This is a genomic window from Solibaculum mannosilyticum (assembly GCF_015140235.1).
Classification (GTDB): Bacteria; Bacillota; Clostridia; order Oscillospirales; family Acutalibacteraceae; genus Solibaculum; species Solibaculum mannosilyticum.
In genome coordinates, this window is the sequence record NZ_AP023321.1 from 1,157,134 (window position 1) to 1,174,386 (window position 17,253).

A 17,253-nucleotide genomic window follows, 5' to 3' on the forward strand; every position below is an offset into this window, starting at 1 on the left:
TTGTGGTAGCCAGAAATCATCCCTCCCTTCTATGAAAAAAGGGCGGCCCATCCAGACCGCCCCGACTTCGGGCCAACATGGCCCGAGGCTGTTTAACTTGCCAGAAACCGATACAGAGCGGATTTTCCTCCGTCCAGCGCCCAAAGCAGAGAACCAGCCGCCGCTTGCAGCCCATACGGCGAAAGGAGGAAGGCGAGGAACAGAAATACAATCCCGCCGATGGGGGTCGGCGTGAAAAAGAGGGCGATACCCAGCACCGCCAGGATCACGGAGGCAATCGTCAGCAGGAAGGCGCAAATATCAAACAGAAACACCAGCAGAGCCGCCAGAAGGGATAGCGCCAGAGCAAAGGGCGCGACTAATATTTTCAGCAGTATCTTCATCATCAAAACCTCCTTTATTCTTTCTATCTCTATTTTATCATGCCTGCCCGGGGACATAAATGTTGCGAAAGATTAGTGAATCCTGTCCCGGAGCTTCGGGTCAACATGGCCCGAAGTGGTAAAAAAAGAACAGGGCGGCAAGCCCCACACAACGGAAGCCTGCCGCCCTCGTCTTACTTTGCCACCAGCTCGGAGAGCTCCCGCAGCACCTTTGACACCTCGCCCCACAGTTTTTCATAGTCCCGCTTCAATCCGTCGATTTCCTCCGGGTACACGCCGTAGGTATGCGCGTGTACGGCGACCTGATTGAGATTGTTGGAACAGCGCCTTTGCAGAGAGATCAATTCTTTTATGGGCGCAAGGTCAACGTGCAGGATATACCCGTTCAGAGCCATCTTCCGCACATAAGCCCCGGCATTGGAAATGCCCGCTTCGGCCATCCGTTCATGGATGGCCGCCAACTCGTCCGACGTCACCATGACGTGCAGATGGACATTCCGCTTGCGGTTCTCCATCAGCGTTCCAGCTCCCGGCCCTTTCTGCGCTCTTTGGGCTCCTTCACTTTGTCCAGCGGCTTTGCGTCCAGCTCCGGGGGCGCAGGCTGGATGGGCGTGTTATTGGGTACGCCGTCGATCATGTTGCAGTTCTGCTCCGTGGAGAGCTCGGCGGTTTTCAAATAGTTGTCTTTTTCGTGCATGGCAATCCTCCTTATCGTTCCTCATGGTTTTTATGGCCCCGCTTCTGGCTGGGTTCCTTCGGGGGTTCCTGCCCTCTGGCTCCATCCTTGAGTCGGGCGGTAATGGATGGGCGCGCCCGGTCAGGATTGGCCGGCGCGGGCTTCAGCTCATAGTCCTCCATCTGTTTTTCGGTCAGTGGCTTTGCATAGGTCAGTTCGCCCCATGCCATCAGCCTGCCATTTGCCACAGGACGCCGCCTGTCGTCATCGTAGTTGACGATGGAAAGCGGAAGGTTATCCGGGGGCTTCGGGTAGGTGCCTATGTCCACAGGGCGCTGGGTGGAATAGTAGCGGTAAACGCCATCCGGGCCCAGCTCTGTATTTTTGACTGCTGCATGGTAAAGGTGCTGATAATCGTCCACCCGGCGATCAAAGTCCCGCTGCGCCCATTCCAGACTGTTTCCATAGCGGCCCCAGTAGTAATCCCGCTGGCCCTTTTCGCCTTCGGTAAACTGCCAGGTCACAAACGGGTCCGGCGCTCCCGGATTATGCCCCAGCGCAAAGCCGTGTCCGCTATCAAAAGTGGTTGTTTTCAAAATGGCATAGCCTTGTACGATCTCCAAGAGATACCTCCTTTCTGTACCTCGGGCCAACATGGCCCGAAGTGTGGTATGTTACGAAATGAGGGAGTAAACCGGGGCGGGATGGGTTGCAGTATTCCCGCCCCGGAAACGCCCTCAAAAAAGCCCGGAATATCAAGCCTTTCGGGGCGGCAAATCGTAACCGCCGCCCGGCCTTTTCTCCCGCATTTTCCGCATACGTTCCCGGCTTTTCCGGCGGTTTCCTTCGGCCTTGCAGGCGTCGGAACAGTAGGCTTGACGGCCTTCGGGTAAAAATGCCCGCCCGCAGACCGCACAGGCCCGAAGCTCTGGTGAACTGCCTTCCACGGTCAGCGCCGCAAGAAGCTCCGGGGCGAGGGGCAGGACGGCCTCCCGGAAATACCGACAGTAAGCGCCCGTCCAGCATTTGTGCAGCATATAGCAGCCACAGTCCAGCGGCAGGCACAGGCCCGTTTCCCGGTCATAGTTGGCGCACATCCCCGTGACAAGGGAACGGATTTTCTTCTTCTCGTCACGGGTCAGCTCCCGGGCGTCCATTCAGGACTTCGGGCCACGATGGCCCGAAGGGCGGGGCTCCACAATCAGCGCCCGGAATTTCTTCCGACACTGTTTTTTCCTGCCTTTGCACTCCTTGTAGTAGCGGCATCCGGTACAAGGGTCATCGCTGCCCCGGCCCGGCCACGGCACTTCCTTCATCATCCGCTCAAAGGGGCTGTTGGTAAAATTCACTGGCGGGCCTCCTGTTCTTCCGTGTCCTCGTCCTCGGGTTCCTCTGCGATTTCCTCTGGCCCTTCGTCCTCATATTCGCAGTAGTCGTCCTCCAAGTCCGGTGCTTCGTGCTTCGGCTTGTAAATCTTGAAGTAATAACCGGCACCGCCGCCGATCAGCACCACCGCCCCGATCAGGAGCAGCGAAAGAAGTGGGCTGTCTGTTTTTTCGGCCTCGGGTTCGGGTTCCGGCTCGGTCACTTCCTCCACGGGTTCGGTGGGCTCCGGCTCCGGTTCGGGGGTCACTTCCTCGGCTGGTTCCTCGCCCTGTTCGGCAAGAGGCAGAAGGTCATCCACGGTTACAGCGTTGAGGAAATAGACGTTCTCGCTGGTTTTCTGCTTGTCGATCACCAGATAGAAAACACTCTCGTCTGCGGTGGTAATGGTGTAGAACTCTTTGCCGTCCTCGTCGGTGGCGTTGTCCACCACCGTTCCCGTTCCATCCGGGGTAAAGGGGTTCTGGGTTTCCGGCTCCGCCTCGGTTTCCACCGGGGCGGGAGTGGCCTCGGGCTGCGGCTCATTGCTCTGGGCGTAAGCCGGGACCGTAAAGATCAGGCAGCACAAAAGGCTGGCAGTCATCACCGCCAGCCTGCGAATTTTAGTTTTCTTCATGGGCCGTCTCCTCCTTTTCGGGTGCCTCCGGCTTCGGGCCATTGTGGCCCGAAGCGGCAAGGCTGTTTTTGGGGTCGTTCAGAAATGCCATCAGCTCGGCGGGGGTCAGTTTGAGAGAGCGCACCGCCTGCACAATCTGGCTGTTTTCTTCCTCCTGTTTCTGCTTTTCCAGTTCCCGGATTTTGGCCTGCCACTCGGCGGCCTTCTCCCGGGCCTTTTCCAGCTCCTTATCGAGCTTGTCGATCTTGTTCATGCAAGGGCTCCTTTCCTCTGGCTTACAAGCGCCCGAAGGCGTAGAAATGTGTCTGCCAGTAGCTTGAATTGATATTTGCGTATTGGATGGGAGAACCACAATGGAGCATCATCCCGTCGCCCACATAAATCCCCACATGGGACACAGGGCCGGGGCTGTCATAGGTTCCCGTGAAAAAGATAATGTCGCCCGGCTTTGCCTCGGAGGGGGAAATGATGGCACACTGGTTGTAAATGCCCTGCGCCGTGGTACGGGGCAGGTTGTGGACGCCGCTGGCCGTGTACACCCAGCAGACAAAGCCCGAACAGTCAAAGGAGGTGGACGGGCTGGAGCCGCCCCACACATAAGGCCAGCCGATGTACTTTGTCGCCTCCGCCATGAGCGCCGCAAAGGCCGGGTCATCCAGCGCCTCGCCGGGTATCTCATAGCTGGGACCGGTGTCCTCGCCGCCGGTATAAATTCCTTCCCACAAATAGGGCTTGTTGCCTTTGAGCTGCTGCATGACGGTGTAGATTTCCCGCTGCTGTTCATCCAGCCTCGGCAGGATCACGGCAGGCAGCGTTTTGTTTGTGAGGGTCACATTGAGGATGTAATACTCATAGGGGACTTCCTCGGTGGTGGTTTCTCCGGTTTCCGGGTCGGTGCTGGTTTCGGTACGGTAGCGTATCTCGATTTCCTCCGTCAAGGTCAGCTCATACTGCGCCTCGAAGATCTCCCGCAGCTCGTCCTGCACCTGCTCCCGGAAATAAACATGGTACTTTGCCGAGAGATAGGACGCCAACTCATAGGGGTTGTGGCCGATCTCGTCCACGGAATAGCGGTACTCGTCATAGCCGGGATGGGTGCTTTCGATGTTCGCTACCGTCTGCGCCAGTTCATTTTCCAGCGCCGTGTAGTCCTCGTCCACGCCAAGCAGGTCGGCGTCCTCCGAAGCATAGGAAGTGCCGGACACCGCATTGGCAAGGCCGCTGCCAAGCGTGGGAAAGATGGAGCTTACCGCCGACAGGATATAGCAGACCAGCAGCAACAGCACCAAAACCAAAACCGCCACAGGATGACGGGTCACAAACTGCGCCGCCCGCCGGGTCACATTTCCCGAAGCGGCAGCGGCTTTCTTTGCGGCCTTTGCGCTCTGTTTTGCCGCCGCCTTTGCCTCTTTGGAATACCGGCGTTTCAGTTTCCACTTCTGCTGTATCCGGGACAGCGGATTGCTGGCAAGCTCCGGGTGTTCGGCGGCCATCTTCTGAAAATCCACATTGGCCCGGGCTTTTATGTCCTTCCGTTCCCACTTTGCCACCTTCCGGGCCGGGTGTTCCCGCCAGCGCCGTTTGGCATACCGGGTCAGTTTCCGGGTCCCGGCCTCGGCGGTCAGCTCGGATTTATGCGCTCCTTCCACGCCCACATTTTCATGCTCGACTTCGTGGATTTTGTTGTGGAGATAAAACCATGCTTCGGTGCGGGCTCCCCGGACGGCTTTCTTTGCAAGCCCCGGCGGCTTCTGCGCCGCCCGTTTCGCCTCGACCTTATCCAGCTTCTCCCGGGCCTTTCCCAGCTTTTCCCCGGCGCGCTCCGCTTTGGCCTGCGCCTTCTGGTACTTGTCCTTTTTGCTCCCGGCTTTCTCGGCGGAGCCCTCCGGCTCCTGCGCCTTGCCGGTATCCTGCGGACCGCCCCTGTCATCCTCCTGCCTCATGCGGTCAGAAGGGCGGGCTTTCCGGCTGTCCTCTTGAAACTTGCCGCTTTTGGACTTCGGGCCATCATGGCCCGAAGTGCCGGTCTGCCCGGTATCCTCGTCCTCAAACCGCAGGCGTCGGGACAGTGCGGGGGAAGGCCCTTCCCGGTCAGCCGGTCCGGGGCGAGTGCTCCCGGTATCCTCCGGCGGCCCCGGCCTTTGAAAATTCCGTTTATCCGGTTTCTTTCCGATGATGTATCCCTCCTTTCCGAACCTCGGGCCAGCATGGCCCGAAGTGTGTTACGCCCGCTTCATTTCCTGTTTCTTGTCCTCCGGGCGGGTGGTCATAATGGCGTACAGCTCGGTATTCTGCGGGAAGCGGTCAACAAACGGGATGGTGGTGTTCCCGAAGAACAACAGCCCTTCGCCGGAATTAGTGTGGGTCACATAGGAAAGCTGGTGGGGGCTGATGCCGAGCTGTTTGGCTAAAATCTGCCTGTCGCCCTGCGCCTGCGAGAGCAGCACAAGGAAGTCCGAGTTTTCAAAGATGTTCTCGATCTCCGGGCTGGCAAGGAAATCCTTCACATTCTGCGTTAAGGCGCTGGGTACGCAGCCCTTCTTACGGAGCATTTTCCAGATCGCCACACAGTAGCTTGCCGTCAGCCGGTCACGGAGCAGCACATGGAACTCGTCGAAGTAGCACCATGTAGCGATACCGCGCAGGAAATTCATGGACACCTGCGAATTGACAAGGTCCTGCATAATGAGCATGGCAATCGTCCGAAGCCCGGCCCCCAGCTTTTTCAGGTCGAGGCACACAAGGCGGCGGTTCAGGTCCACATTGGTTTCATGGTTGAACACGTTGAGAGAGCCCGACACATAGATTTCAAGGGCCGTTGCCAGCCGTACCGCCTCGCCCTCGGGCTGGGAACAGAGCAGGTCATAGAGGGTTTGGAGGGTCGGCATTTTCGCCGTTTCCGGGTTCTGCAAATGCTCCCGGTACATCTGGCGCACACAGCGGTCAATGACGGTCCGTTCCACCGGCTGCAAGCCGTCCTTGCCGCCGACGATCAGCTCCATCAGCGACAGGATAAAGTCGGCTTTCAGCGCCATCGGGTTTTCCTCGTCGAAGCTCAAATCAATGTCCATCGGGTTAATGTGGTGGGGGCTGTCCGGGGCGATCTCGATGACTTGCCCGCCCAGCCGCTTGATAAGGGGCGAGTATTCGCCCATCGGGTCCACCACGATAATCCGGTCACGGGTGGCAAGGAACACGTTCACAAGCTCCCGCTTTGCGGCAAAGGATTTGCCGGAGCCCGGCACGCCGAGGAACAGGCCGTTTGGGTTTTTGAGCTTCTTCCGGTTCGCCATGATGACGTTATGGGAAAGAGCGTTGAGCCCGTAATAGACGGCCTCGCCGTCCATGCGGAGCTCCTGCGTCATAAAGGGAACGAAAATAGCCGTGGAGCTGGTGGTCATGCCGCGCTTGATCTCAATGCCGTTATGGCCCAGCGGCAGGCTGGAAAGAAAACCGTCCTCCTGCTGGAAGTCCAGCCGCTTCAAGGTGCAGTTGTATTTCTGAACGATACCCGACACCGTAAACAGGTCGTTGTCCAGCTCCCGACGGGTCGGAGCCATGTTCACCACAAGGAAGGTCAGCAGGAACATTCGCTCGTTCCGGCTCTGCAAATCTTCCAAGAGGGTCTTTGCGTCATTGCTGTAAGTTACAAGGTCGGGCGGGAGTATGTCCATGTCGTACCCGGCCCGGGCGGCCTTCTTCTGTTCCTCCACCTTCATCTTGTCAATGTCGGAGACTTTGGCCTTGATGGATTTCACGGCGGCGGCCTGATCGACGGTCTGGATATGGAGCGTGATTGTCATTTCCGCATCCATTTCCAAAAGCTCCGCCAGCAGCTTGTCCGAGAGCTCCGAGGCCAAAATCTGCAAATAGGAGGCCGCGCCCCAGGTCGTCCCCACCCGGAACAGGCGGCTGAAACGGAAGTCGAAGCTGTCCGGGGCGATAAAGTCCTTTGTGGAAAGGCCGGTCTGGGGTATCATATCCCACGAAAACCGGAAGGGATCGGTGCCGCTGGGGTGGAGCTGCCCGTGAAGAAGCTCCAGCCGTTCCAGCCCCGAGAGGGAGCGGCACTTGACGCCCAGCTTTTTGAAGTTGCCGCAAATGTCCGCCTCCACACGCTCCAGCCTCGCCCTTGCGGTGGAGAGGTCGTCCACGTTCACACCGAAGGTCAGGAGCTTTGTGCGGACAATGCCGTTGTTGCTTTTGGCGATCTGGTTTTCCAGCATTTCCACATACTCACGCCGGACGCTGTTGTAGTCGTCCTCCTGCATGGGGATGTTGACGCTGTACCGGCTGCCCGGGCGGCTCCGGTGGTTGAGGAAAGAAAGCTGAAACGGCAAGGAGCTGTCAAAGTAGTTCAGACAGGCGCTCCACCCGTCAAAGATGGCCGCCTGATCTTCGGTCTGGGCGAGCTGGTAGTTGATGTCCTCATATTCAATGGTTTTGGTGTAATAGCGGTCCTCCACCCGGCACACCCCATCCCGGTACATTTCCCGGTAAGGGAGGGTTTGCTGGGCGGTGGTGGGAATGTCCTTTCCCTTTGTGAACAGGCCGAGAAGGCCCGTCTTGTCAGGCTTTTTGCCTGCGGGCTTTCCGGCCCTTCTGTTGTTTTGCAATCGGCTGCGCCTCCTTTCTGGCGCCAAGCAGCGCATAGAAGTTTTCGGTTTTGTAAGGCCGTACCCGGGGATAGAGGAACCGGGTGCGGATGATGTTTTTCAGCACCTTTTCCAGCGGCAGGCCGTCCCGCTCATACATGGCGAAAAAGAAGAACGGGAGCATGAGGCCGATCATCAGGAACATGGCGGCGCTGTTTCCGATACTGCCACGGGAAAACAGGTAGGCCGGAAGGCCCACCGCCGCCGCGCCGGAAAAACAAATAAGCTGGCGCTTCGTGAGATTGAAGGCCAGCTTTGTCTTGATTTTGGACAGGTCTTTGGGTACTGGCACATAGGCCATTTCGTTACACCTCCTTTGCCGCTTCGGGCCAACATGACCCGAAGCTACCTTGCGGCCTCTTTGGCCGGGGCTGTGCTGCGGGCGGCTTCGGCGGCCTCCCGTCCGCTCTGCCTTGCCCGCCAGTATTCGGGATTGTATTGCCGGATGGACTGATTGAGGTTTTCTTCAAACCGCTCTTTGTCCTTGATACGGTCGGGGATCTTCCAGAGCTTTTTGTCCAGCAACTCCCGGAGCACTACACTTTCCTGTGCGTCCTCCTCATAGCAGATATAGCCCTTGTCCTTGAAACCGCATTTTTTCGCCGCCGGAGAGAGGACGGCGGCCACCTCGTTTGCAACCATCGTTCCGCCGTGGCTGGCGGTGGATACCAAAAACACGCCCGGACAGAGAACTTCACAGCTCTGCACCTCTCCCCACGGGGAACTCCGGGGCGCATGGAACATCCCGCCTGTCCTGCTCCGGTCCGCCTGCATGAGCGCCGCCTTTTCCAAGATGGCCTTCAGCTCCGGGGAAAAGTAGGCGTATTCCCGCAGGACACGGGCGGCGTCCCCGCCGCAGGCGTTCATCAACAGGGTATAGGCGTCGCTGTCCGCTTTGGTACAGCGGCCCAGCAGCTTGCCGTCATAGTAGCAGGCCGCGTTATAGCCCGTTCGTTTGCGTGGCATGGGTTTCGCCTCCTTTCCGCTTCGGGCCAGCATGGCCCGAGGTCAACGCTCCGCACCACGGCTGGGCTTTTCCTTCGGGGGCCGTTCCGCTTTTGCCTGTTCGGCAGCCGCTTTCCCGGCCTTGAGCTGTTCACTGATGGACGCACGCCCGGCAGAGCCGCGCTCCGCCATCTGTTCCAGCTTTACTTCATAGGCTTGCAGAACAGCGGTATTGAGCTGTTCCCGGAACTCCTTCGTGACAGGATAGGCCATATCCCGGTAGCCGCCCTTGCCGTCCGGCTGGCTGGGCATCCCCACGAAAAGGCCCTTGCTGCCCTGCACGATTTTCAGATTTTCCACTACAAAGCAGTCGTTGAATTTCACGCTGGCAAAGCCCATCAAGTTTTTCACGGGTTCGATGACCCGCACGCTTACATCCAACTTCAACGGTGCGGCGGGGGTGGCGTCCGCAACCTTTTCCTGCATGGTTTCCTCCTTTCCGGCGGGAACGAGGTTCCCCTCCTTGTAGTCATAGCCTTCCGCCCGGAGTGCCGCCAGCGTGTCCGCCGATACGCACCCGGACAGTTTCAGAGCGGTTTCCACCATGAAGCGCATGGTGTCTGTTTTAGAAAATTCCTCGGGGAGCTTTCCGTAGAAAGCCGGGTGCGGCTGTCCGTCCGCGCCCTGTTTGTAACGCCGGGGCATACCGCCTCCTTTCCGCTTCGGGTCAGCATGGCTCGAAGTCTCTTAATGGCAGCCGAAGATGGATTTTGCAAGGCTGCCCGTTTTGAACAGGGTAAAACACAGCAGCACCGTATAGCCCACACAGCCCCAGATCGCCCCGATGGGGTCGCCGTCGGTGGCGATACTCTGGATAAGCACCGCGTAGATGGCGACACAGACCAAAATGAGCAAGCCTTGAAAGCCCACCGCAAAGAGGGAGCGGAAATAGTTCTGCCCCATGTGTCCGGTTTCCCGGTTGGGGACGGTGGCAAATGGGATGGGTGCCAAACTTGTGAGTAAGTAAATTTCAATCATACGGCCATATACGATAACGAAGATCACGATGTTTAAGGCAATCATGGTAAGCTGAATCAGGAATGACTGGAGCCAGAGGCCAAACAGGGGGCCTAACTCCATTGCCTCCAGCTCGGTCCGCAGACTGTCCATTACATCCGTTGTGATCTCTGTCCCGTTCTGGATAATGCCCGCCGATTGCTGGATGACGTGCTGGCTCACGTCAAAGACGGCCAGCACGATATTGAAGGTATTCGTCAGGATCATTACCGCCACAAAGGTTTTGAACACCCACTTGAAAAACATCCATGTGTCAACGTCATGGAGATTGTTGCGGTCAATGAGCATTTGTATCAGCTCATAGGTCATTACAAAAGTGAGGATGACCCCGGCGATTGGCAGGATGGCGGTTTCAGAGATTTGCCGTATCATGGAAAAGACCCCGGCGTTCCAGTCCGCCGGGGTCGTGCCTACCTGTGTGGCGATCTCGCCAACGCTCTGATTGACGTTATTGAAAAGGCCATCCAGATTTCCCATGATACCATCGACAAGCAAACCTTTGAGCCATTCAACGATTGCGTCGATGATAAAGTCCATACATCAGCTCCTTTTCTGGAAAAAGGGACAACGGGTAAGGGTTAGCTGAACAGGCCGGACAGCAGAGGGATAAGCTGCATACCGATCAGGACGACACCGCCGCCCGCCATGAGCTGCTTAATGCCCTGGCTCTTTGCTTATGTGTGATAAAGAAGCAATAGAAGTGCAAAAAATTTTGCCGTTCCTATCCGACACTTGGCCATTGTGTCGGATAGGTCGGGCGGTTATTCGGGCAAGTCAATCTTGCCGACAAAGCTGTAATAAATCTCAATGTCCTGCCTGCGGGTGCCGTTCTCATCATAGCTGCACTCATGCACCACAATTTTCTCGATCATTTCCCGCAAGAGAGTGGGGGTCAGTTCTTCAAAGGCAAGGTGCTTGCGGACAATGCCCATAAATTTCTCGGCGTTGACGGTAGCTGCCTGTGACTTGTCCAGTTCGGCTTGCAGGGCGGCGGCTCTCTTTTTCAGCTCCGCTTGCTCGGCTTCGTAGTCAGCCGACAGTTCCATGAAACGCTCATCGCTGATTTTGCCGTTTACATTGTCCTCATACAGCCGCTTGATAATGCGGCTGATTTCAGAAATGCGTTCCTGCGCCTGTTCAAGCTGCTTGATGGCTGCGGCGGTCTTTCGCTTGCCGCCGATCTCGTTCTGCTGGACAAGTAGTTTCACAAACCGGCTCTCATGCTTGGCTGCGTATTCGGTCACTTGCCGGAGATTTGCCAGGACACCAGCGGTCAACAGATCGGTGCGGATAAAGTGCGCCGTACAGTTGCGGGTGCGCTTCTTGTAGCTGCCGCAGATGTAGCAGTCCTGTTTGCGGTCTTTGTTCTGATACCGCTGCTGATACAGCACATGGCCGCAGTCGGCGCAGAACAAAATCCCGGAGAACAGCCCCACTTCATCGTAGCGGTTCGGGCGTTTGCGCTGTTTGCGTAACTCCTGCACCCGTTCCCATGTTTCCTTGTCGATGATCGGCTCATGGTGGTTCTCGAAAATGGCCTGCTTCTCGACGGGGTTCTCTATGCTGTGCTTGACCTTATAAGAAGGCTTTTCCGTTTTGAAGTTCACCAGACATCCGGTGTACTCTCGGTTTTCGAGGATATGAACGACGGTGTTGGTCGCCCATTTGCACTCATAGCCTGGGTGATAACGGCGGGTGCTGCCTGTCCGCTGATATTCCAGCGTCCCCGGCGTGGGGATTTGCTGCTCCGTCAGCATACGGGCAATCTTGGTCGGGCCGTTCCCGGCAAGGCAAAGCTGGTAAATCTGCTGCACCACCGGGGCGGCTTCCTCGTCTATAATAAAATTCTCGTCCTCGTCCATCACATAGCCGTAAACCGGCTTGCTGGTAACAGGCTTGCCGCTCATGCCTTTTGACTTTTTCACTGCCTTGATTTTCTTGCTCGTATCTCTCACCAGCCATTCATTGAACAGATTTCGCAGCGGGGTAAAATCGTTGTCCATGCCCTCGCTGGCACTGTCCACATTATCGTTGACAGCGATAAAACGCACACCCTTTTGAGGGAACAGCATTTCCGTGTAAAACCCTACCTGCAAGTAGTTTCGCCCTAACCGGCTCATGTCCTTGACGATGACCGTACCCACTTTCCCGGCTTCAATGTCCGCAAGCATGGCTTGAAATCCGGGCCGCTGGAAGTTCGCGCCGGAAAAACCGTCGTCGGTGTACCAGCGCAGATTGGTAAAGCCGTTCTGTTTTGCGTAGGTTTCGAGTATCCTTTTTTGGTTCGATATGGAATTACTCTCGCCTTGCAATTCATCCTCGTGGGACAATCTCGGATAAAGGGCGGTAATGAGGTTTTGGGTGGCTTGTCTTAACATAAAATCCTCCGTTTCCGACAGCCAGCCCCACTATTCCGTGGTTTCATTGTACCACGGAACGGCGGGGGCTGTACAGCGGCAAAAGCGTTAAATTTGCTTCTTTACAGCTTTTCAATTTTCCGATTTTTATGGTATGGGTTGTCGTCCCATATTTGCAGTAGAAAAGTTCATAACTCCGTGGTATACTCTGATTTAACAAAAAAATCAGAAGTTAAAGGAGAAAACATGAAGTATACAATAGATGAATTAACCGCGGCCAAAAGGCAAATTGATTCAACTCTGCACAAGCTAAGAGAAACAGTAAAAACATTTGAATCAAAGGATAATTCCGAGCGTTATAAATCACAAATCACATTGGCAAAGAGAAGAATAAAAGCCTTTGAAATTGCAAATTATTTTATAGAGAATGAGATTAAGAATTGCTAAAGCACTTCCGATTTTCGTTCCAGCGGTCATGCTCCCTGGCATGGCCGCTTTTCCATGCCCCGGTTCACGCCGGATAAGTCGGCTCCTGTGTAGCAGCGGCTTCCGCTTCCAGTACCCGCGCCATTTTGTCGGCGGCTGTGGTTGTGGTGTCTTTCTTGAAATAGCCGGACACGACAAGGACGGAATTGCCCATGCGGATTTCCGTCACACAGTCAGGGCGGCGGGTGGTGCGGGTGTCGTGCTGCTTGTTATCTGCCATAGGCAATACTCCTTTCAGTCGGTAATCAGTTTCTTCATGCTCTCCATTTTCCGCTTGGCGGTTTCCTGCCGGAAGTTGTCGCCGGTAAAGCGTACCGGGACGCACATGGAAAGCAGGCGGTCATAAATCCGGGAATGGGCGGTGTCCTCCGGGTTGTGCAGGTCGTCCAGCGTAAGGTTGGTCGTGACGATCAGCGGCTTGCCGCTGCGGTAACGGCTGTCAATCACATTGAACACCTGTTCCAGCCCGTATTCCGTCCCGCGTTCCATGCCGAAGTCGTCAAGGATCAGCAGCGGATAACGACAAAGGCGGGAAATGTACTCGTTGCGCCCCTCAAAGCTGGCGGCAAGGTCATTGAGGATAAGAGCAAAGTTCGTCATGCGGACGGGGATTTCTTTCTCCATGAGGGCGTTTGCGATACAGCCTGCAAGGTAGCTTTTGCCGGTGCCTACGCCGCCCCAGAACAGGCAGCCGATATTGTCTGTCCGCATATCTTCCCAATGCTCCACATACCGGCGGGCAAGCCCGGTCTGCGGGTTCCTGCCGTTGTCGTTCTCGAAAGTCCAGTCCCGCATGGTGGGGTCGGTAAAGCCCCGGCGTTTCAGTTCTTCCACGGTGTCAAGGTGTCTGCGCCGCTTTTCGGCGGCTTCCCGTTCCTCGCGGGCGGTTCTCTGGCAGTCGCACTCTGCCGGGTGGCGGTCGCGCCCGAAGATAGCGGCCTTATCCGGCGCAAAATAGGCTTCTTTCGGCTTGCGGCACTTGCCGCAGTACAGTAAACCGTCCTCGCCGGTGTAGTCCTCCGGCTCCGGGATGGTGGTCGTCATATTCTCCAAAACCGCGTTGATTTCATTCTTCATAAACTCTCGCCCTCCTTGCATGAGTAGTCTGGTATGCCCTTTTTAGGGGCTTCCTTTTTGTCGTTCCCCGCCCATATCCGCAGGGCGGCGGCATAGTTCTGGTAGCTTTTCCCGTTGGCGGCAAGGTAGCGGCTCATTTCCTCGATGAACCGTTCCAGCCTGTCAGGGTACTCTGCCTGCAACTCGTCGTATTCGGTCTGTGACAGAAAAATATTTCCATATCGGCCATAGGGCGCGGACGGCCCCCCACTCACTCCCTTTGTTTGGCTCTCTGTAAGGTTGTTTATAGTAGTTTGGTTAGGGGACGGTTTTCCGACCATCATAAGGTCGGTTTTCTGACCATCAGTAGGACGGTTTTCCGGCTCTATGAGGGGCGGACTTCCGGCCATCAGTTGGTCTGAAAACTGTACCTGTGGCACTGGCGGTACTTTGACATAAAGCCGGTTCGGTGCGGAGAAGCCGCCCCGTTCCCGTTCCAACAGCCCCGCCGTGTCCAGTTCATTAAGCGCCCCCTTGATGGTGGTGCTGCCTTTATCCAGTATTTCTGCTATCTCCGCGATGGGATAGATAATATAAATCCTGCCCTCGTCGTCCAGCCACTTGTTTTTCTGGGAGAGGGTGGAACGGTCTAACAGCAGCGAATACAGCAGCTTGGCGGTCTGTGAAATCTCCATTTTCAGCAGGAAACGGGGATACGGCAGATAGGCGGGCAGCCGCGTGTCTGCCCTGATATAATCAGCGATAGGATCACCTCCCTGTGTTCGGGTTGATTTTGGCGTATTGTCACGCATTAAAACGCCGTTTCCGGGGGAAAAGGATAAATGTATCGCGTACCCTTTGACACCCACGAAAAAAGCCTTGATTTATGCGGGTTTGAAAGGCTCTAAAGCGTGACATCTCTGCCTTTGTTTCCGCTTTCTCTCGGCGGCTTTGATTTTCTTCATGCGCCCGGCGCAGTCGGGGCAGTATTTTCCCCGGTTGGATTTGGGGACAAAGGCCGCCCCGCAGACGGCACACCGTTTCCGGCTTCCCCGGCACAAGAGGGCTGCGGCCAGCTCCCCGTCAAGGGGCAGGACAGCCACACGGAACCAGTGGCACATGAGGGAAAAGGAAATGCTCTGGACGCACACGCAAGGCTCCCCGTCGTCCAATAGCAGGCAGTTCCCCTCATCGTAGTTACAGCACTCATGTACCAGCCGCCGCGCCCGCCGGTGCTGGCGGTAGTCCATGTGGGGCAGGTTATCGCTCATGGCTCTGCTCCTTTCTGCGGTGCGGCTCGTCCCGGCGCAAAATCTGGTCGATGTTCCGCTTGACGGTCTGCAACTCCTTGAACCGCTGTTTCTGTTCGTGATAGGTGTTATACAGGCCGTCTTTCTCGGAGATAAGCTGCTCGATCTCGGCCTGCAACGCTTTCCGGGCGGGCAGCTTGGTAATGCCATGCGCCTTGAAATACCGGGCTGCTGCGTCGGCTATGATAAAATCGCTCTCATGGGCCTGCCGGTATGCGGCGCGGGCTTTCTCGGATTTCTGTGCCCGCAGCCCGTCGCGGGCGGCCTTGGTCTGGGCGTAGGCCAACACCTGCCGCTGCAACTTCTTTTTCCCTTGCAGCTTCGTTTCCAGTGCTTTCAGTTCGCCGCTGGTCTGGCGCATTTTCTGATAGGCGGTGTCAACGGCGGCTTCTAACTGCTCCGGGGAAGTAAAGCCGTATTGCTGGTAGACGGACAGCGTTTTGGCGGCCTGCTTCAGATTGTGTATCTTCGCCCAGCGTTCATAGCCCCGGCCTTTGCCCTCGGCCATTTTCTGCTCAATGTCCACAAGCCGCTGCACTCCGTCCTGTTTCGGGGCGGCTATCTCGGCTCTGGCAACCTGCAAGCGGTCTTTTATGGTGCGTGGGGGATCGGGGGATCTGGCTGGCGCTTCGGCTGCTCTGGCGGCGTTTTGCTCTAAAACGGCAAAGACAGCGGCGCGGTCAAAATCGTCGCCCAGCTTCCGGGCGGTAATTGGCTTTGTCCTGTCCGGCGTGAGGTAGGAAAGCCGCCCCCGGCTCTCCTTGACGGTCACACCCTCCTGCAGCAACAGAGAGGAAAACTCGTCAAAGCTGGCGGCGGTGGCAAGGGCTTTCCGTAGGGTCTGCCGCAGCTTCTCCTTGTTCGTTTCAAACTTGGTCTGCCGGGGCGTGATACTATCGGCAATCATGGGGGCGTTCTGCTTGTCCAGCGCGGCCTGTCCCTTTTTCTGCGCCCAATACTCCCGGTCGGTGACGCGGTTCTTGCTGCCGTTCAAGAGGTCGATTTGATAAAGCCCCTCCCGGTGGCACATCTCCATGACTTCGGATTTGAAGTAGCGCAGGGCAGCGTCGGTACATCGGTGCTTGCAGCCGACTTTCGTATCGGCCGGCCTGTCCATGTAGGGCAGGAACGGCACTTCCTCAATCCGCAGGCTGTTTATGACGATATGCACATGAATGTTGCCGCTGTGGTTATGCCCGTCCGGGTGGGTGCAGACAAGGGCCTGGTGGCCGGGAAAATGCTCTTTACAGAATTGTTCCCCCAACGCCTGCGCCCGGTCTACGGTCAGGCCGTTGTCCGGCCCGTCCCGCGGGTCAAAGCTGATGATGTAGTGGTGGCTTTTCACATCTTCCCGCCGCTGGTTTTTCTGATAGCGGAGATTGGCCCGCATACACGCAACGGCAAAATCCTCCCCGTCGCAGTTCAGCGTGGACAGCCGGTAGTCCTCGCGGGGGATAAGCCTGCCGGTTTCATCAAGGACGGGCTTCATGGTAAACTCGTCATGCTCAAAGAGAAGATATTGCTCGGCGGCTCCGTAGTCGGCGTTTTTAGAGTTGATATGCTTGAGTGTTGCCAACCGCGTCACCTACTTTCTTGAGGACTTCATACTTGAGGACGGCAAGGTCGGATATGGCGGCGCGTACCTCGCCGGAAAGGGTGTTGTAGGGTACGCCGTATTCGTTCAGATACCGGGCAATCTGATTGAGGTTGCCGCCGATCCTGCCGTACTCGGCTGTCAGCTTCCCGACAGCGGAAAGCAACTCGTCATTGACCGACGACACATGGACAACCGGGCGTATGGTCGCCCGCCGTATCGCCTGCCGGAGAAATTCGGACTGGCTGATACCATAGGGCGCAAGCCGCGCTGTGAAGTCGGCATACTCATCTTCGGACAGCCGGGTTTTCACAACGCGGCTGCGGTGGGGCGTGTTGTATTTCTTTCGCATGGTGTGACCTCCTTTCTCGCCCGTAAGGGCGCATGAGCAGGGTTTGGGGAAGGCACTCCCCAACAAGTTTCCCGCGAGGGGCAAAACTGCAGAATTGCGGATTTTGGCACCGTGGTAGAAACTTGCTCTCCGTGACTGCAAACTTTCTCTCACTTCCGTCCGCCACTTTTTTGGAAAACTGCAACCACAAAAGTTTGTTTCTCTTTTTCTGCTACTACTAATCCTGTAAAGGGCATTCCTGCCCGCTTTCGCTAAAATGACACCGGACGCAGTGGTTTCTACCCGGTGTTGGAGAAATCCTTTCTCTTTGCCCTCTACTACGGGTAAATGCTCCAAATGCCAAACACCAGGGCAGAAAAATTC

The 17,253-nt window shown here is 56.6% G+C and carries 22 protein-coding genes and 1 pseudogene; 1 reads left to right on the forward strand and 22 read right to left on the reverse strand.

The features are described 5' to 3' along the window. Positions 1–92: 92 nt before the first annotated feature. The 16 genes and pseudogenes from C12CBH8_RS05400 to C12CBH8_RS05475 all read right to left on the reverse strand — a co-directional run bounded on the left by C12CBH8_RS05400 (position 93) and on the right by C12CBH8_RS05475 (position 12,113). Positions 93–386 carry a CD1845 family protein gene (locus C12CBH8_RS05400; protein WP_021419844.1) on the reverse strand — a complete coding sequence of 98 codons (294 nt, stop codon included), beginning with the start codon at positions 384–386 and terminating at the stop codon, positions 93–95. A gap of 170 nt (positions 387–556) precedes the next feature. After that, positions 557–898 carry a plasmid mobilization protein gene (locus tag C12CBH8_RS05405; protein WP_215533717.1) on the reverse strand — a complete coding sequence of 114 codons (342 nt, stop codon included), beginning with the start codon at positions 896–898 and terminating at the stop codon, positions 557–559. After that, entirely contained in the window at positions 898–1,080 is a 183-nt protein-coding gene (locus tag C12CBH8_RS05410) for a DUF4316 domain-containing protein (protein WP_021419846.1), read from the reverse strand. Before C12CBH8_RS05410 ends, C12CBH8_RS05405 begins: the two co-directional genes overlap by 1 nt. Before the next feature lie 11 nt (positions 1,081–1,091). After that, the gene (locus C12CBH8_RS05415) at positions 1,092–1,682 is read right to left on the reverse strand and encodes a defense against restriction DarA-related protein (protein WP_246441763.1); all 591 of its coding nucleotides are present in this window, start codon (positions 1,680–1,682) and stop codon (positions 1,092–1,094) included. A 132-nt stretch (positions 1,683–1,814) separates the two neighbouring features. Continuing rightward, entirely contained in the window at positions 1,815–2,216 is a 402-nt protein-coding gene (locus C12CBH8_RS05420; RefSeq protein WP_215533719.1) for a cysteine-rich VLP domain-containing protein, read from the reverse strand. Further along, entirely contained in the window at positions 2,217–2,408 is a 192-nt protein-coding gene (locus C12CBH8_RS05425) for a hypothetical protein (RefSeq protein ID WP_036744833.1), read from the reverse strand. Next, positions 2,405–3,058 carry a DUF4366 domain-containing protein gene (locus tag C12CBH8_RS05430; RefSeq protein WP_215533720.1) on the reverse strand — a complete coding sequence of 218 codons (654 nt, stop codon included), beginning with the start codon at positions 3,056–3,058 and terminating at the stop codon, positions 2,405–2,407. Before C12CBH8_RS05430 ends, C12CBH8_RS05425 begins: the two co-directional genes overlap by 4 nt. Then, positions 3,045–3,311, reverse strand: coding sequence for a DUF4315 family protein (locus C12CBH8_RS05435; protein ID WP_215533721.1), 267 nt, complete (start codon positions 3,309–3,311; stop codon positions 3,045–3,047). The genes C12CBH8_RS05430 and C12CBH8_RS05435 overlap by 14 nt, the downstream gene beginning before the upstream one ends. 22 nt (positions 3,312–3,333) lie before the next feature. Further along, on the reverse strand, positions 3,334–5,001 hold the full coding sequence (locus C12CBH8_RS05440; RefSeq protein ID WP_215533722.1) for a C40 family peptidase: 1,668 nt from the start codon (positions 4,999–5,001) through the stop codon (positions 3,334–3,336). A 279-nt stretch (positions 5,002–5,280) separates the two neighbouring features. Next, positions 5,281–7,710: a VirB4-like conjugal transfer ATPase, CD1110 family gene (locus C12CBH8_RS05445; protein ID WP_425503801.1), complete on the reverse strand. Its 2,430-nt coding sequence runs from the start codon at positions 7,708–7,710 to the stop codon at positions 5,281–5,283. Continuing rightward, complete coding sequence (locus C12CBH8_RS05450) at positions 7,628–8,014, reverse strand: PrgI family protein (RefSeq protein WP_021419855.1); 387 nt, start codon at positions 8,012–8,014, stop codon at positions 7,628–7,630. Before C12CBH8_RS05450 ends, C12CBH8_RS05445 begins: the two co-directional genes overlap by 83 nt. Positions 8,015–8,058: 44 nt before the next feature. After that, the gene (locus C12CBH8_RS05455) at positions 8,059–8,679 is read right to left on the reverse strand and encodes a DUF7007 domain-containing protein (protein WP_425503803.1); all 621 of its coding nucleotides are present in this window, start codon (positions 8,677–8,679) and stop codon (positions 8,059–8,061) included. A 42-nt stretch (positions 8,680–8,721) separates the two neighbouring features. Then, positions 8,722–9,363 carry a septation protein SpoVG family protein gene (locus C12CBH8_RS05460; protein ID WP_215533724.1) on the reverse strand — a complete coding sequence of 214 codons (642 nt, stop codon included), beginning with the start codon at positions 9,361–9,363 and terminating at the stop codon, positions 8,722–8,724. Positions 9,364–9,405: 42 nt separating this feature from the next. Continuing rightward, on the reverse strand, positions 9,406–10,272 hold the full coding sequence (locus tag C12CBH8_RS05465; protein WP_087216255.1) for a VirB6/TrbL-like conjugal transfer protein, CD1112 family: 867 nt from the start codon (positions 10,270–10,272) through the stop codon (positions 9,406–9,408). Between the two features lie 41 nt (positions 10,273–10,313). Next, a pseudogene (locus C12CBH8_RS12000) lies at positions 10,314–10,409 on the reverse strand (Maff2 family mobile element protein); the annotation flags it as partial. Positions 10,410–10,496: 87 nt separating this feature from the next. After that, positions 10,497–12,113, reverse strand: a complete 1,617-nt coding sequence (locus tag C12CBH8_RS05475) for a recombinase family protein (protein WP_002596236.1) — start codon at positions 12,111–12,113, stop codon at positions 10,497–10,499. 225 nt (positions 12,114–12,338) lie between these two features. On the opposite strand from C12CBH8_RS05475, the gene C12CBH8_RS05480 reads away from it, so the two are divergent. Further along, positions 12,339–12,539, forward strand: coding sequence for a hypothetical protein (locus tag C12CBH8_RS05480; RefSeq protein ID WP_002596235.1), 201 nt, complete (start codon positions 12,339–12,341; stop codon positions 12,537–12,539). A 64-nt stretch (positions 12,540–12,603) separates the two neighbouring features. Here C12CBH8_RS05480 and C12CBH8_RS05485 read toward each other — a convergent pair whose 3' ends face one another. From C12CBH8_RS05485 to C12CBH8_RS05510, 6 genes are all read right to left on the reverse strand, one after another. Next, positions 12,604–12,798: a transposon-encoded TnpW family protein gene (locus tag C12CBH8_RS05485; protein ID WP_002596234.1), complete on the reverse strand. Its 195-nt coding sequence runs from the start codon at positions 12,796–12,798 to the stop codon at positions 12,604–12,606. 14 nt (positions 12,799–12,812) lie between these two features. Then, positions 12,813–13,655: an ATP-binding protein gene (locus C12CBH8_RS05490; protein ID WP_002596233.1), complete on the reverse strand. Its 843-nt coding sequence runs from the start codon at positions 13,653–13,655 to the stop codon at positions 12,813–12,815. Then, the gene (locus C12CBH8_RS05495; protein ID WP_006356266.1) at positions 13,652–14,446 is read right to left on the reverse strand and encodes a replication initiator protein A; all 795 of its coding nucleotides are present in this window, start codon (positions 14,444–14,446) and stop codon (positions 13,652–13,654) included. Before C12CBH8_RS05495 ends, C12CBH8_RS05490 begins: the two co-directional genes overlap by 4 nt. A 72-nt stretch (positions 14,447–14,518) precedes the next feature. Then, positions 14,519–14,905 carry a cysteine-rich VLP domain-containing protein gene (locus C12CBH8_RS05500; protein ID WP_002596231.1) on the reverse strand — a complete coding sequence of 129 codons (387 nt, stop codon included), beginning with the start codon at positions 14,903–14,905 and terminating at the stop codon, positions 14,519–14,521. Then, positions 14,895–16,520 (reverse strand): relaxase/mobilization nuclease domain-containing protein, encoded by a 1,626-nt coding sequence (locus tag C12CBH8_RS05505; protein ID WP_002596230.1) that lies wholly within the window; start codon positions 16,518–16,520, stop codon positions 14,895–14,897. Before C12CBH8_RS05505 ends, C12CBH8_RS05500 begins: the two co-directional genes overlap by 11 nt. After that, complete coding sequence (locus C12CBH8_RS05510; protein WP_002596229.1) at positions 16,492–16,890, reverse strand: plasmid mobilization protein; 399 nt, start codon at positions 16,888–16,890, stop codon at positions 16,492–16,494. The genes C12CBH8_RS05505 and C12CBH8_RS05510 overlap by 29 nt, the downstream gene beginning before the upstream one ends. Between the last annotated feature and the right edge of the window lie 363 nt (positions 16,891–17,253).

Excerpts from the sequence above, each read along its gene's own strand:
- C12CBH8_RS05400 (WP_021419844.1), bottom strand. The coding sequence starts at position 386 with ATGATGAAGATACTGCTGAAAATATTAGTCGCGCCCTTTGCTCTGGCG.
- C12CBH8_RS05405 (WP_215533717.1), bottom strand. The coding sequence starts at position 898 with ATGGAGAACCGCAAGCGGAATGTCCATCTGCACGTCATGGTGACGTCG.
- C12CBH8_RS05410 (WP_021419846.1), bottom strand. The coding sequence starts at position 1,080 with ATGCACGAAAAAGACAACTATTTGAAAACCGCCGAGCTCTCCACGGAG.
- C12CBH8_RS05420 (WP_215533719.1), bottom strand. The coding sequence starts at position 2,216 with ATGGACGCCCGGGAGCTGACCCGTGACGAGAAGAAGAAAATCCGTTCC.
- C12CBH8_RS05430 (WP_215533720.1), bottom strand. The coding sequence starts at position 3,058 with ATGAAGAAAACTAAAATTCGCAGGCTGGCGGTGATGACTGCCAGCCTT.
- C12CBH8_RS05435 (WP_215533721.1), bottom strand. The coding sequence starts at position 3,311 with ATGAACAAGATCGACAAGCTCGATAAGGAGCTGGAAAAGGCCCGGGAG.
- C12CBH8_RS05440 (WP_215533722.1), bottom strand. The coding sequence starts at position 5,001 with ATGAGGCAGGAGGATGACAGGGGCGGTCCGCAGGATACCGGCAAGGCG.
- C12CBH8_RS05445 (WP_425503801.1), bottom strand. The coding sequence starts at position 7,710 with ATGCGCTGCTTGGCGCCAGAAAGGAGGCGCAGCCGATTGCAAAACAAC.
- C12CBH8_RS05450 (WP_021419855.1), bottom strand. The coding sequence starts at position 8,014 with ATGGCCTATGTGCCAGTACCCAAAGACCTGTCCAAAATCAAGACAAAG.
- C12CBH8_RS05455 (WP_425503803.1), bottom strand. The coding sequence starts at position 8,679 with ATGCCACGCAAACGAACGGGCTATAACGCGGCCTGCTACTATGACGGC.
- C12CBH8_RS05460 (WP_215533724.1), bottom strand. The coding sequence starts at position 9,363 with ATGCCCCGGCGTTACAAACAGGGCGCGGACGGACAGCCGCACCCGGCT.
- C12CBH8_RS05465 (WP_087216255.1), bottom strand. The coding sequence starts at position 10,272 with ATGGACTTTATCATCGACGCAATCGTTGAATGGCTCAAAGGTTTGCTT.
- C12CBH8_RS05475 (WP_002596236.1), bottom strand. The coding sequence starts at position 12,113 with ATGTTAAGACAAGCCACCCAAAACCTCATTACCGCCCTTTATCCGAGA.
- C12CBH8_RS05480 (WP_002596235.1), top strand. The coding sequence starts at position 12,339 with ATGAAGTATACAATAGATGAATTAACCGCGGCCAAAAGGCAAATTGAT.
- C12CBH8_RS05485 (WP_002596234.1), bottom strand. The coding sequence starts at position 12,798 with ATGGCAGATAACAAGCAGCACGACACCCGCACCACCCGCCGCCCTGAC.
- C12CBH8_RS05490 (WP_002596233.1), bottom strand. The coding sequence starts at position 13,655 with ATGAAGAATGAAATCAACGCGGTTTTGGAGAATATGACGACCACCATC.
- C12CBH8_RS05495 (WP_006356266.1), bottom strand. The coding sequence starts at position 14,446 with ATGCGTGACAATACGCCAAAATCAACCCGAACACAGGGAGGTGATCCT.
- C12CBH8_RS05500 (WP_002596231.1), bottom strand. The coding sequence starts at position 14,905 with ATGAGCGATAACCTGCCCCACATGGACTACCGCCAGCACCGGCGGGCG.
- C12CBH8_RS05510 (WP_002596229.1), bottom strand. The coding sequence starts at position 16,890 with ATGCGAAAGAAATACAACACGCCCCACCGCAGCCGCGTTGTGAAAACC.